The following is a 13,915-nucleotide window of genomic DNA, read 5'->3' as shown; positions in this document are numbered from 1 at the left end:
GGATTGCATCATGACTACTGTTCGCCATACTCACTCACAACACCAACCTATGCGCACCTTCGCAAAACGCGCACTCGTTTCCCTTGCTGTTGCGGCTGCCCTCACCGGCTACACCGCAACTGTACAAGCGCAAACGCAAGTTAATACGGTTGCCGCTTCGGTACAAACCATTAACGCCCCGTCCATTCGTGGCCAAGTGGTAAGCCCGGAAGGCCAAGCCTTACAAGGTGCACTCATTCGCGTACTCGGCACCAACCGCGAAGTAGCAACGGATCGCCAAGGTCGTTTCCGGATCGACGGCTTACCAGCCGGCAACTATGAACTAAGCGTCGACTTTATTGGTTACGAAAACCAAACCGTTGCTGCAGTCGTTACTGCTAACGCTGGTCAGGAGTTCCTATTCGAACTTGAACAACTTGCCGTTGAGCGCATTCAGGTTGTAGGTAGCCGCGGTGGTCAAGCCCGAGCATTAAACGCACAGCGTGCGTCTGACAATATCAAATCTGTGGTTTCTTCTGACTTTCTTGGGCGCTTTCCCGACGCCAACGTTGCTGAGTCCATGCAACGGATTCCTGGCGCATCCATTCAGCGTGACCAAGGTGAAGGTAAATATGTCAACGTGCGCGGAGCACCGTTAGAGTACGCCAACGTTTCAATTGACGGTATTGTCTTACCCTCGCCAGACGGCAGCACGCGTGCCGTTGACCTTGATACCATTCCAGCTGATGTGATTGCAGCTTTAGAGCTAACCAAAGCCATTACGCCAGACATGGACGCTGACGCCATCGCTGGTAACATTAACATTGTGACTCAAGGTGCTCTTGATAGCCGTGGCCGCATCATGCGCGGCAGCGTCGCTATGGGACGCAACGAAAAAGGCAATGGCGACTCACATCGTGTTGCAGCAACTTTTGGTGACCGTTTTGGCGAGCGCGAGAACATTGGTTTACTGGTGTCATTTAATGACAGCGAAACCAATCGCGTTACCGATAACATCGAGCACACTTGGTTTGAAGACGACGGTGTATTCTTGCCAGAAGTGACCGAATTTAAAGATTACGAAGTGAAACGCAGCCGCACTGGCGCCACTGCACGCCTTGACTTCCGCCCAACCGACGACGCGCATTTCTTCTTAAGCCATACTTATTCGCGCTTTGAAGACTATGAATACCGTGACTCATTAGTCATTGAGTACGATCGTTTCGAAGCTGGCTCAAATTCAGTCACCGGTGTTTCTGGTCGCACAACCTTCGAAAAAGAAATGCGTCATCGGACGTTTGTGAACCGCATCAATGCAACCCAGTTTGGTGGTCGACACTTCCTCGACAACATGACCATCGACTACTCAGCTGCATACAGCCGAGCGTCACAGAAATACCCAGACCGTGATTATCTGCTGTATCGTGAGAGCTCGCGTCCTCGTGTTGCATATGATTACAGTAACCCTGACTTCCCAACCTATCAGGTTCTCGACAGCAACAATAACGTTGTGCGCTCTGACTTTAACTTCCCACTTGAAGACTTGAGCTGGCGTCGTTATGAGCGTCGTTTTGGTGAGTCTGAAGACAAAGAGCAGTCCTACGCGATTAATTTCACCATGCCGGGCGAATGGGGTAACGCATTCTCAACCTTTAGATTTGGTGCGAAAATGCGCTTACGTGAAAAGTTCAGTGACGAAGACCGGATGCGCAATAGCGTCGGTGCCGGAGCGCCTGCTTTCGCAGACATTATTATCGACCGCCATTCGCGTCCATTCGATGGCTTCTACCACAATGGTCCGAAAATGATTCGTGACTACGTCGCACGCTACGGTTCGCTGTTCGAAAATGAAGACTACTTACCACGCGTCGCCGCCTCGGTAACGGGTGACTACACAGCGAGCGAAGACACCTATGCCGCCTACGCCATGAATACCTTGGCTTGGGACAACACCACCGTAGTTTTCGGTGCACGAGTCGAGCATACGAAAATCACCGGTGACGCTTTTGAATTCGATGCGGACACCGAAGAAGCAATGCCTGTTTCTGCGAAGAATGACTACACCAAGTTCTTCCCAAGTGCCCATCTGCGTCACGAGTTAGACAATGGTATCGTGCTGCGTGCAGCCTACAGCACTGCACTTAGCCGACCAAACTTCACTGACATGGCCCCGTATTTTGTCATCGAAGATCGTGAAACTGGCGTCGGAACAATCGACATTGGTAACACCGACCTAAAGCCAACGTTTGCGCATAGTTTCGACTTAATGGCTGAATACTATATTGAGCCACTCGGACTAATCTCAGCGGGTGCTTTCTACAAAGACTTGAAAGATCCAATCTTTAAAGCCCGGAGCACCTTCGTCGGTGGTGAGTTCGACGGTTTCCGGATGACGCGCCCTGAAAACGCAAACAGCGGCGAATTGTACGGATTTGAAGTGAACTGGCAGCAAACCTTAGCAAACTTACCAGGCTTCTGGTCAGGCTTCGGTTTCTTAGCCAACTACACCCATACCCAGTCGTCTGCAGACTTACCATTTGGAATTGGTAAAACTGACCTTGCCGGCACCAGTAAGCATACTTACAACCTTGGCCTGAACTACGACTCTGAACGTTTCAGTGCACAGTTGGCATACAACTATCGCTCTGAGTTCATTGATGCCTACGACACGGCTAACCCAGGCTTGAACGTGTACTGGGACGGCCGCGGCACCATGGACTTCACCGCCAGCTACAAAATCAATGACATGTTCACCGTGTTCACTGAAGCGAGCAACCTGAGCAACTCACGTGCGATTCGCTATCAAGGCGACCGCACCCGAGTGTACGAGCACGAGCAATTCGGCCGCGCTTGGCAAGTTGGAATTCGCGCTAACTTCTAACACTGGCTCTCTGTGAAAACCGAAGCATAAGGAGGTGCTTCGGTTTTACTTTTTTACCTAACCTGACAAAAGAGAGAAACATCATGTCGATTAGCCTCTTAGCTTTTGCTCTCACCGCGCCCTTAGCTGCCCACGATGTGACACCTGTTGTCACAACCAACTACCAACCAGCACCGCAAGTCGAACGAAATGTTTTAGTACCCGAAGGCGTGATTCGCTACGCGCCGACTATGTTTCCGGACCGCATTGTGTTGCTTCCGGGTGCCGCAGCCGAGCGTAGCCATCAAGTCACATGGCGTACCGACAGTTCAGTTACTTTTGCGGTTGCTGAAATTTCGCCAGCTTTAGACACACCAGGCTTACACTACGTTGCCACAACGGTGCAGGGACAAACATTAGCGCTGTCTACGACAAACGGTGACGCACACCACCATCACGTGACGTTTAACAATCTGGAGCCCGACACCCTGTATGCCTATCGCGTGCGTGGTGGCAGCCATACGGCGGCAGCGAGCTCAGAAGCAAACGGCCCTGAGCAAGTCGCTTGGAGCGAATGGTTTCAATTCCGTACACCGAAAGCCGAATTTGCACCCTTTTCAGCCATTTACTTTGGTGACGCGCAAAACGCAGTGAAATCACACTTTTCGCGAGTTATTCGTGAAGCATTTCGCAGCACACCGGAAGCCATGGTCATGGTGCATGCCGGCGATCTCGTGAACTCGCGTTATGGCGAGCACGACAACGAATGGGGCGAGTGGTTTGACGCGGGCGGTTGGGCCAATGGCATGATTGCGCAGTTCGTGACGCCCGGCAACCACGAGTACATTGAACACGATGACGGCCCGCGCACTATTGTGCCGCAATGGGAAACCCACTTCGCCGTAGCCGCCAATGGCCCAGAACCATTACAGCGCTCGGTGTGGTATAGCGATTACCAAGGCGTGCGCTTTATTTCACTCGACTCCATGGAAGCGGTGCAAAGTGACGACATGGCGCGCATACAAGCCGAATGGTTACGCGAAGTACTGCAAAATAACCCGAACCAATGGACTGTTGTGACCTATCACCACCCGATGTTTTCAGTGTCTTTAGGCCGAGATAACCCGGCATTGCGCAAGTATTGGCAACCCGTATTCGATGAGTTTGGCGTCGACCTTGTGCTGCAAGGCCACGACCATACGTACGGCCGAGGACAGAATCACACCGAAGGAACGAGTGGTCAGTTAACACGGTACGGACCCATGTATGTGGTGTCGGTTGCAGGCCCTAAAATGTATTTAGTGTCGGACGACTCCGCGAAATTCATGCAAGCCACTGCGGAAGAACTACAGTTGTTCCAAACCTTACGCTTTACCGAAGAGCGCTTGCACTACGAAGCCCGCACCGTCACTGGCGAACTGTTCGACGCCTTTGACCTCGTTAAAGCCGAAGACGGCAGTGTCAGCGTGCACAACAAAGCAATTGGCAGTGACTCCCCGCTGTATTTACATCGCTGCAGCAACCCCAACAAGCCGCGGGAAACTCGCTGTTGGAATGGCACGGAAGTGATTCAGCCTTAGTAGCGAACTGGCTCGAAGCAAAACAGAAAGCCACTAGCGACTGATGTCGTTAGTGGCTTGCGTTTTGTTATGTTAGTTAAACGCAGGCGCTTACTGGGATGCCAACAAATCATTGTGCAAGGTGCGAATCCAGCGCTCTTCGTTAATAAAATTCCACGTCCAGTCCTGCCACTTCTCGCCGAGCCCCGTCGCAACCATGGTGTCGACATCAGCGCCAGCTGCATGCCATTCACGCACTTGCTCGCGGGTTGCAATGATCATGTCACGCAAGTGGACATAATCCGCCGTTGTCGAGAGCGGGCCGTGACCAGGAATGATTTGGGTTTGTTCATTCGCACGTGCGAGCACCGCATTAATTGCGTCGATATAGCCTTGCACCGTCCCGCCCGCACTCAGGTCAACAAACGGAAAGCGGTCAACAAAAAACAAGTCGCCGACATGAACAATATTTAATTCGTCCACCCAAATAACGATGTCACCGTCAGTGTGCGCAGTCGGGTAATGTTGAATACTAAGATTAACGGCGCCAAGGTCGATTTGCTTGCGCTCGGTCATGGTTTCGCTAGGCAAACCTTCGCGCGGAAACTCCTCATTGGCAGTTAAGCGCACCAACACATTTTCATGCGCCAGAATCTCTGCACCTAATGCTTCGCGCAAATAACGGTTGGCACCGACATGGTCACCATGAAAATGGGTGTTGATTAACAGCGACAACGGCTGCGACGCTTTATGCGCCAAGGTAATTGCAATGGCTTCAGCCATCCGCGCAAACTGCGCATCTACCAACACCGTGTGCGTCGGCGTCGACACCAACATCATATTACCGCCCTGACCTTCCAGCATATACACACCATCAGCGAGCTCAGCTTCAGTGAGCTCCTGCGCTTGGGTGGGTTGGCTGATCAAGAGTTGTAAAGCCAGAAAAGATAAAGTTAAGAGCGCAACGACCCCTAAATTAGTCTTCAAACCAAAGTTTGTCTTCTTCAAAGCAAGCATGCTAAATCTCCAATAAAAAAGCTGTTTTGGACTTCATTAATATAGTCACAAAACAGCTTTTTAGTTTTTGTCTGAAACCAGTTTAATTAACTAAACGGAATAATCCGAACAAAGATAATACGATCTTCAAAATCCTCTGGCAGTTTGGCGTTAACCGCACTCACCAAAACAATCTCGAAAGTCTTCTCTGTGGTTATGCTCTGCAATAGATTCAGTGTAATTGAAACACCATCGGAGCCAATCGCAAACTCAAAAATGTCATCATCGAGTGCAAAATCGACACCTTCTTGCGCGGTACGATTCTGCGCATAAACTTCAATTTCACCTCGTAATGGCGCTAACCCATCAAACGGCAGAACAATAACACGTGCTTCACTGCCGGCTTCTGGGGCTACAAATTCAACTTCGCCATCGCCTCCAGGAACACCAATCGTAGGAATGGCAGGCGTATCGCGTGGATCAATTTGCACGGTCACAGAACGACTCTCCGGTAGTTGCAAACCCTGTCCTCGCGAGAATACGAGTTCAAATTCACGTGCTTCACTCGCTAACGTTGGCAAAAGCTCGACAGAAACAGTTAGCTCAGTGAAACTCTCGCCCACAACATAATCGAGTAACGCTACCTCTGTGAAGTCAATGCCCGCAGCTGCACTGCCATTGCGACTGCGAATTGTAACAGCACCATCACTTGGCATCGGCTCTGACAACTCGAAATACAGCGTCACCGTTTCTGGGTCGTCTCCGCGCGGCGTCGGAACACGCAATAAGCCAGGCGCTAAACTAAGCATCGGTAATGGTGCTACTTCGCCAGAGTCAATGATGCGCACCGTGAACTCGCGATTGGCCGGCAAAATAACGCCATTTGGGCTGTAGAGCTCGACCCGAAACTCAGCGTTCTCTAACGACGTACTATTCTGATATAGGGTTAGTGGAATAGCGAGTTCGGTAGCTCCTGAAGGAATAACTACATCGCCACTGAAACCGTCAAAATCGACTCCGGCACGGGCAGTTCCATCGATAAATGAAACACCGACAGCGCCTTCTGACGACATGACCTCACTCAACGCCAACCGCATAACATAGTCTTGTGAACCGCTTGCTGGCTCATGATAAACCTTCTCTGCAGGGACGTTCACAGTTGGTACTGGGGTTCCTGCTGGGTTGGTATTTACAACTTCAACAATAATCCGGCGATCGACAGGTAATTCCAAACCACTCGCACTCACCAATTGCAGTTCAAATTGAGCATTCGATGACAGCGCTGGATCGTGAAGAATTTCCAACTCGAATGACCATTCGCGAGTTCCAGCATGTAACGTATCGGCATTCGTACCCGTCGCATCAACGGCGGTAAAATGCAGACCCGCAAGCGCACTTCCCTCAACAGTACGCCATTCAAGCTCTGCAGCTTCTAATAATGTCGCACTTAACGGCACCACAAATGGATAGTTAACTGAACCTCTTGTCGCACTTGGCATACGCACTGAAATATTGCTCGGAGCAATTAGCTCAGGGCTTGCTGGCGACGTTTCTGTGCCATACTGAATCTCGACTGCAATTTCTCGGTTCGATGGTAGTTCAAAACCCTCTGCCCCAAGGAACTGCAAGCGGAAAGAACGCGAGGCAGAGTTTGCTGCTCCGTTTAATGGTACAAAGAAACTAAGTTCACTAGCGCCAGCCGGAACAGAACAGCGCCCGTTTGTACAGTTGGTACCAGTTACTGCACTAAAATGCTCGCCTTCTATTGCTGAACCAGAAACGGTGCGTATCTCAACCGAGCCTGGTCCGCTTAGACTGCGCGACAATGGTAGAACAACGGAATACTGCTGAACGCCGGACGGTGGCGCCATGAACTGTAGGCTGTCAGGAAGATTCAGTGAGGCTGGTGTAACGTCGCCACCTGAGCCACCAGACTGGTTTCGTGCCTGCAATATAACGGTATGACTTACCGAATTGCCGAGCGTTGCATTACTCGCACCTGACAACTCAACACTAAACTGACGGTCGGCAAAACGGTCACTTGCATTCAGCAAACGAATTTGAATGCTCGCCTGCCGCTCACCTTTAGAAAATTGAATCGTAGTGGATCCCGCTTCGAAATCTCGACCAGCAAGTGCGCTGCCCGCAATATACCGGAACCGCACTTCGCCATCAGCTGGAGCTGCTCGCGAAAACGTGATCGGAATCGAATAGAAGATCTCCGTACTTCCCGGTTCAAACTCAACATTACCAACACCGCTGATCGACACTTCCGGTAAAGGGTTATTCACCCCGCCTGGCTTGTCATCTGGGTGGTCGGAGCTACAAGCTGAGAGAACTAGTAGTGAGGCTAGCAACACGGAAAACCGCAATGTGTTGCGCAGGGCAGAAAATAAGCAATAGGATTTTGACATGAGGCTGCATCCTTGTATGAGTTTTTATATCCATTGCACTATAGCCGAGTTCTGAAATATTGCACACCTAACAATCGTCATAGTTCAATTGAATTGTAACAAATTGTTTTTATGCAAGATCCTGTTTTACTGAGTTCGACTTAAAACGCAAATAAAACTTTATCTTAACAAGCCCCCGGGCGGATATAGCCTTGGCTTTGAATGCAGATTTGGCGGGTGGTTGCCCCAGTGATAGTTAATTGAATGCGAGCAGAGCCACATGCTTGTTCTGTGGTCTCATGGACAACTGAAACAGGACAACCAAGTGAATTGAAGCGAATCGCACTTTCTAGCCCTGCTGGCACTGAAATAGTCGCCAGGGTTAAAGCTGACGGCAATTCAATAATACGCACCGGATCTACTGTCGCACCGCAGTCATAGGGCTCAACGCGACCGGTCGCAGCAGTAAACACTGCGCCAAAACATGGTGAAGCACTATCTTGCATGGCTCGCTGTTGTTGCAGGCGTAACATACTAATGACGCGAGACTCTAGCGCAGCCTCATCAACACCCGAGGTGCCAAAAAATCGAGGGGCCGCAAAAACCGAAAGAATACCTAGTACAACTATAACAATAATCAGTTCAGTTAAAGTGAAGCCTTGCTGCTGTTTTGACGCTTGGAAACTGCCGCGCGCACGAGCAATTCCGTTAGGGAAAAAATTCAATGTGCAAACTCCTGAGTGCGAATTGCGTTTAAGCATAGTCCCATCTAAGCTTCATCCATATATGAAGAACATTATATAAACAAAGTCTAGTAGATAAGCTAGAATTCTCAATAGTTTGATTAATTTAGAAGCCGGATTTCTTTGTGATGGTAAACTTCTTGTTAATCATGACATTGAAATGGAGTTAGTATGGCAAAAATGCCTCGAGTAACTAGCGCATCGCAACGAGGGTTTACGTTGATTGAAATCATCGTAGGCCTTGTCACACTGACGGCGAGTTTCGTCATTTTGACCCTCATGATATTACCACAAGCGCAGCGCTCTGCAGAGCCTGTGTTGCAAGCTCGTGCCGCTGCATTGGGTAAGGCTTTGCTCGACGAGATTTCTGGTCGCTCGTTTGACGAAAACAGTGACCGCGTCGGCGGTCTCATTCGCTGTGGCGAGGCTGGCACGAGTTGCACCGCTGCTGGTTCGCTTGGCCCCGAGAGTGGTGAGTTGCGTCCTAACTTTAATGACGTTGACGACTACAATGGTCTTGTTTCTTGTGAGTCTCCTGGAGTTCCTGTTGGTTGTTCAGACTTAGTCGACGCCTTAGGAAATGAGATTGCGGATGTTTACCGTAACTTCCAATATTCAGTCGAGGTTTGTTATAGCGACCCCGTTGGATTATGCCAAACCGACATTACCGACTTTAAGCTCATCAAAGTAACTATCACAACTCCATTAGGCCAAGAATTTGTTTTTAGTAGCTTGCGAGGTAACTTCTAATGAAAGCCTCACAACGCGGTTACACTCTAGTTGAATTGATCACAGTCATTATTTTGCTCGGCGTAATTGGTACCTTCACCTTCAATTACATTGGCTTTGGTACTCGTATTTACAGCGATACAGTGGGTCGAGAAAGAATTACAGGTGAAGGCCGTTTTGCGGTGAACCGTTTAACCATCGAATTAAAAAACGCCCTACCCCGAAGTATTCAAGTGTTTGATGACGGCCGCTGTATCGAGTTTTTACCCGTGATTGCCAGCGGTCAATATGTCGATATCGCATTACCAAGCCAACCTACGAATCAGTTTATTGTGGTTCCACCGTTGAGCAGCACGGCTTTAAGTCCCGGCCAACATCTATTTGTTTTTGCCGAAAATCCTGCTCAAGTTTATGCAGGCACGTCGCCACGACGCAAAACAATTGGCACACCAGCAACAACATCTGCGGGTTTACCTGCAGGATTATTTGCCATCAATTTTGTTGAGTCCGAGGTTTTTGAAACACAAAGTACAGGGCGTCGCTTTTATGTGACAGAAAATCCAGTTCAATGGTGTTTCGACGCCAGTACTGGTGAGTTGGTTCGTCGAGCAGGTCATGCACTCACTAGCGCTGGAAGCGTAGCCATTGCAGCCCCCTCGCAAGAGCGGATGGCTACTGGCCTTGCGAATGAAGCAGGCGAGCCTGTTTTTTCAGTAGCAGCGCCAACTCTCAATCGCAACAGTTTGGTAATTATTGATTTTCGCTTCACTCGTCCTGGGACTGGTGAGTTTATGCAATTAGCTCACGAGGTGTTTTTACCCAATGTACCTTAATAGAAGAGTTATGCGACTTACTAATAAAGCCTTCATGCATAGAAGCCAACATGGTGGTGCTTTACCGATTGCCATATTTATTATTGTTGTCATGAGTTTACTAGGGCTGACCATGATGAGAATTCTAGCGGACGTTTCGAGCGCAACCGTCGCAGAGGTGTTTGGTACCCGCGCGGAAGCTGCTGCCTCAAGCGGATTAGAGATAGCATTAACAAACATATTTCCACTAAATGATGACGTCAACCTCACGTATTGCACAGTCCGCGGGACAAGCCCCGCGATCACCCACCAATATGATTTTAATGTAACTGGGCTGCTAAATTGCAGCGCAATTATTGAATGTAACTACTTTGACATTCCTGACCCATACCGCGGCTATAATTTCCGCATTGAATCGATTGGTTCATGTGAGGCAGGCAATCAAACATACTCTCGGCGCATTTTGCTGGAGGCCACCGATGAAATTTATTGATAACTTAAAGACCGCAATGAACCTTGTGTTTAAAAGTTCATTTGTTATTGCCTTCCTTCTAGTCGGTGCGCCGACTAATGCGCAGGATACTTTCCCCATAGCGCCAATTTGGTGTGACGCTTTAGATTTCGGTGGGCGACTGCAAGGGTATGTCGGCTTGACTGGAGTGACTGTCAATAGTGGCGCAATAGTCCGAGTTCGTGACTTAGTGGATTCGCAACTTACGACATATCCTCTTTTGATGAACCCTGGAGCTCACAATTTTCTTCAGTATAACCCAGACATTCCAGAAACAAGATTAATATGGACTGAAGATTTAGAAATTCCTGCTCCTAATGTAACACCTTTAAGTTTCACTCGTTTAACAGGCAATACCAATAACCGTACTTTTACAAGTACAACGGTTCCTCCATCGGATTACAACACATTAACCATTAACGGAGGAGCCACATTTAGCGGCGGGACTTATTACATTAACACCTTGAACTTAGCAGAAAACAATAATACTTATACATTTAACTCGGGTAACTATTACATTGGTGATTTTAATCTGCGAAACGGTGCGAGAATCATTATTAATGGTCAGGTTAATTTTCACATTGGTCGCTCATTCGGTAACCAGTCAAATCCGAATAACAATGCGGTGATCAACCCTGGTGGAACACCTCGTGATTTGCGTGTTTATCTCTACAATAATACTCCCTCGGGTGCAGAGACAATCGTCCGGTTCAAGAACAATGCTGCGCTGACAGGCGTGGTGTATAGTCAGAATGCAAATACTTTAGTCGACATTCAGAACGGAAGTGTTTTTGAGGGCGGGATAGTCGTAGAAGGACGTATTAACGTTCAGCAAAACGCTGTTGTAATTATCAACGACGATCCTTTTGGCTTTTCAGATGGGTCTTCACTTTGCATTGATCACTTAAGAATAAGCAATCCACCGCAAACCTTATCCTGTTTAGCGGCTCCGGTCACACTGACTGCATGCGGTAATACAGCATGCTCGACTACTTATCAGCGACCTTTTGATATCGTACAAAACTCAACTTTGGCCACATCTTACTGGAGAAGCGGCACGCTTCAAGACCCATTGACCATTCGTATGAATGGGACTGTTACCAATGGACTACTCAACTTAAGTCTGGTGAATGTCCCAGGAGGAGTGACATCGATTGTTTCTAGCCACTATGCTCAGACTGGTAATATCAATTCTCTCACTGTCACCTCGGGCAGCCGCTTACGCTGTGTAGATGCTAGCGGTTTACCGCAGAACTGTTCAGTCAACTTCGTCGAATCAGGCCTCGTATTTTCTGGTAGCAACTCGGATCCGGCTGTACCAATTAGTCCGAAGCGAGCTGGCTCTACGTACGATAGTTACCTTTGGGCATTGCAGACAAATGTTGAAGAAGGCGGAACTGCCGCTACCTGTGCTCCTTTATTTACCGACCAACCACAGCAAACAGTTAATTTTCGGCTAGCATGCACAGATCCGAACTCCTGTACTGGAACGCCTTACGTTATTCAGTCTGGCTCTCTACCCGCAATAAATGTCCATAGCGCTGGCTATACAGCAGGTCAGGTAACCTTTAATAACCAAGGCTTTGCGCCTCTGTCGAATCGATTTAATGATGTTGGCCGTGTTCGCATTGATGCTTTTTTGCAACTCGAGGGTACAACTGGGACTATTCCAGACCCATCTGACGATCGTTTAGCTATAAAGACTAGTGCTGAAGGAGCTGCAAATATCCTCGTTTATCCTGCCGCCCTTGCGATTGTTCTGTCAGAAACAGTGAATTCTCCGGACCCATTTAAAGCGGCAGGAGAAAGCTTCAATCTCAGCATAGTTAGCTTATATGAGCCTCTACCTACTGAGTTGACAACCCCACTACCTATAACACAAAATTTTGGCAATGAGAGCGCCTTAACTTGGTCGGGAAGTACTCTCGCGAGTGGCCCTCTAACTGTCGGAGTAGATTTAGTTGCACCGAGCGACGGCGTGCTTGGAACTTTCGGCGGAGAGTGGTCGAGTAATACGGGCGGCTCGATTAATTACAACAATGTTTACTACCATGAAGCAGGAGTAATTCGCGCTATTCCGCAATTAGCTGGACACTCATATCTTGGATACAACATCGGTGAATCCGGCTACACGCAATACCCACTTGAGCTCGGTACTTTTTATCCAGCAAGCTTGTCAATCGTGAATGGGAACTTTTCAAACGCGCATTCATGCGGCGTGTTTACCTACATGGATCACGATGCACTCGACTTTAGTTTTGAGATTGAGGCACTTGCTGCACTGCGTCCCGGTGAAACAGTCCCAAGCAGAACAGTCAATTACACAGCAGGGTTTCCTGACCTTGCGAATATTGGCCTTGTTGCTGCAGAGACCCTCTCTGGAGCCTCTGTACCTGATAACCTTATCGCTCGATTTGAAGAATTTGACGCAGGACTTGATGAATGGGTAGTCATAGACGCCATAAGAAGCGATTGGGTTGATGGTGTTTTACAATTCTCAATGCCGGCCGATGAATATTTAAGGTTTGCGCGACAAGCAAGCTATGCACCAGATGGCCCCTACCGAGATGTACGGGTAGGCCTTTACGTTGAATCATCAACTTATAGCGAAACCATAGATACTGCAGGAGCTGAATTCGATGTCGATGTTGCCGGTGCAACTGTATCAGCCGTGCGCATTGGAACTGTAGATGACATTCAGGATATCTTCTATGGCCGCTTGGCCCTAGAGAATGTATTTGGCCCGGAAGATGAAGACTTACCCGTAATAATGCGGGCGGAGTACTATAACGGTTCTCGGTTCATACTGAACACACTCGATTCATGTACACCATATGACTACAACTTACTTAGTTTAGTGCCAGATGCACCTTTTCCTGCCAAAGGTGGAGAAGTAGCCGGAGAGCTCATAGACGGTTGGCTGCCTCATAGTCATATGCGATGGCTTGCTTTAGGCTCAGCCGGCACTGTGGAATTCGAATACGATGCACCTGCATGGCTCAAATACATTTGGGAACAAGGTGCGACAGAGCCTACAAACCCAACAGCTATTGGCGAGTTTGGGCGGTATCGTAGTTATGACCGGATATTGTTTAGACGACAACAATGATTTGAACCGGAAGGATATTAAAGGAGGCTTTCGAGCCTCCTTTTGATGTGCTGTGTCGCTTAATGTCCACTTCCCCAATAATGACACAGTTCTAAACGTAAGCGTCACTGGAAGCACACGTTGACTTTGGTAACGCACTTAGGTGATCAGTTTTGCTGGCCTATCAACCGGTCAAACTAATTGACGCTAGACCGAGTTTTTGATCTTCCAGGGCAGCAAGTGGT

9 protein-coding genes are annotated in these 13,915 nt (G+C 48.7%); 6 read left to right on the top strand and 3 right to left on the bottom strand.

Going from position 1 to position 13,915, the window contains the following annotated elements:
• Nucleotides 1-10: 10 nt before the first annotated feature.
• Nucleotides 11-2,860, top strand: coding sequence for a TonB-dependent receptor (locus tag CWE06_RS07805; RefSeq protein WP_241972517.1), 2,850 nt, complete (start codon nt 11-13; stop codon nt 2,858-2,860).
• 83 nt (nt 2,861-2,943) lie between these two features.
• Nucleotides 2,944-4,419 carry a purple acid phosphatase family protein gene (locus tag CWE06_RS07800; RefSeq protein WP_126792865.1) on the top strand — a complete coding sequence of 492 codons (1,476 nt, stop codon included), beginning with the start codon at nt 2,944-2,946 and terminating at the stop codon, nt 4,417-4,419.
• 90 nt (nt 4,420-4,509) lie between these two features.
• Here the strand turns inward: CWE06_RS07800 and CWE06_RS07795 are convergent, their stop codons facing one another.
• From CWE06_RS07795 to CWE06_RS12600, 3 genes are all read right to left on the bottom strand, one after another.
• Nucleotides 4,510-5,415, bottom strand: coding sequence for an MBL fold metallo-hydrolase (locus CWE06_RS07795; RefSeq protein WP_126792863.1), 906 nt, complete (start codon nt 5,413-5,415; stop codon nt 4,510-4,512).
• A gap of 86 nt (nt 5,416-5,501) precedes the next feature.
• Nucleotides 5,502-7,808 (bottom strand): Calx-beta domain-containing protein, encoded by a 2,307-nt coding sequence (locus CWE06_RS07790; RefSeq protein ID WP_126792861.1) that lies wholly within the window; start codon nt 7,806-7,808, stop codon nt 5,502-5,504.
• Nucleotides 7,809-7,972: 164 nt separating this feature from the next.
• Nucleotides 7,973-8,512, bottom strand: a complete 540-nt coding sequence (locus CWE06_RS12600; RefSeq protein ID WP_157981157.1) for a pilus assembly FimT family protein — start codon at nt 8,510-8,512, stop codon at nt 7,973-7,975.
• 189 nt (nt 8,513-8,701) lie between these two features.
• On the opposite strand from CWE06_RS12600, the gene CWE06_RS07780 reads away from it, so the two are divergent.
• Genes CWE06_RS07780 through CWE06_RS07765 form a run of 4 tightly spaced genes read left to right on the top strand, consistent with a single transcriptional unit; the run spans nt 8,702 to nt 13,691 of the window.
• Nucleotides 8,702-9,280, top strand: coding sequence for a type IV pilus modification PilV family protein (locus tag CWE06_RS07780; RefSeq protein WP_126792857.1), 579 nt, complete (start codon nt 8,702-8,704; stop codon nt 9,278-9,280).
• Nucleotides 9,280-10,092: a PilW family protein gene (locus CWE06_RS07775; RefSeq protein ID WP_126792856.1), complete on the top strand. Its 813-nt coding sequence runs from the start codon at nt 9,280-9,282 to the stop codon at nt 10,090-10,092. Before CWE06_RS07780 ends, CWE06_RS07775 begins: the two co-directional genes overlap by 1 nt.
• Nucleotides 10,093-10,102: 10 nt before the next feature.
• A complete protein-coding gene (locus tag CWE06_RS07770; protein WP_126792854.1) occupies nt 10,103-10,564 on the top strand; it encodes a hypothetical protein in 462 nt (153 codons plus the stop codon).
• Nucleotides 10,551-13,691: a DUF6701 domain-containing protein gene (locus tag CWE06_RS07765; protein WP_126792852.1), complete on the top strand. Its 3,141-nt coding sequence runs from the start codon at nt 10,551-10,553 to the stop codon at nt 13,689-13,691. Before CWE06_RS07770 ends, CWE06_RS07765 begins: the two co-directional genes overlap by 14 nt.
• Nucleotides 13,692-13,915 lie beyond the last annotated feature (224 nt).

This window comes from Aliidiomarina haloalkalitolerans, assembly GCF_003987315.1.
Taxonomy (GTDB): domain Bacteria; phylum Pseudomonadota; class Gammaproteobacteria; order Enterobacterales; family Alteromonadaceae; genus Aliidiomarina; species Aliidiomarina haloalkalitolerans.
Note: the sequence above shows the minus strand (reverse complement) of the source record. Positions and strands in the feature narration are given on the sequence as shown.

Bases quoted from the DNA above. Each gene is read 5' to 3' on its own strand.
- CWE06_RS07805 (WP_241972517.1), top strand. From the start codon at position 11: ATGACTACTGTTCGCCATACTCACTCACAACACCAACCTATGCGCACC.
- CWE06_RS07800 (WP_126792865.1), top strand. From the start codon at position 2,944: ATGTCGATTAGCCTCTTAGCTTTTGCTCTCACCGCGCCCTTAGCTGCC.
- CWE06_RS07795 (WP_126792863.1), bottom strand. From the start codon at position 5,415: ATGCTTGCTTTGAAGAAGACAAACTTTGGTTTGAAGACTAATTTAGGG.
- CWE06_RS07790 (WP_126792861.1), bottom strand. From the start codon at position 7,808: ATGTCAAAATCCTATTGCTTATTTTCTGCCCTGCGCAACACATTGCGG.
- CWE06_RS07780 (WP_126792857.1), top strand. From the start codon at position 8,702: ATGGCAAAAATGCCTCGAGTAACTAGCGCATCGCAACGAGGGTTTACG.
- CWE06_RS07775 (WP_126792856.1), top strand. From the start codon at position 9,280: ATGAAAGCCTCACAACGCGGTTACACTCTAGTTGAATTGATCACAGTC.
- CWE06_RS07770 (WP_126792854.1), top strand. From the start codon at position 10,103: ATGCGACTTACTAATAAAGCCTTCATGCATAGAAGCCAACATGGTGGT.
- CWE06_RS07765 (WP_126792852.1), top strand. From the start codon at position 10,551: ATGAAATTTATTGATAACTTAAAGACCGCAATGAACCTTGTGTTTAAA.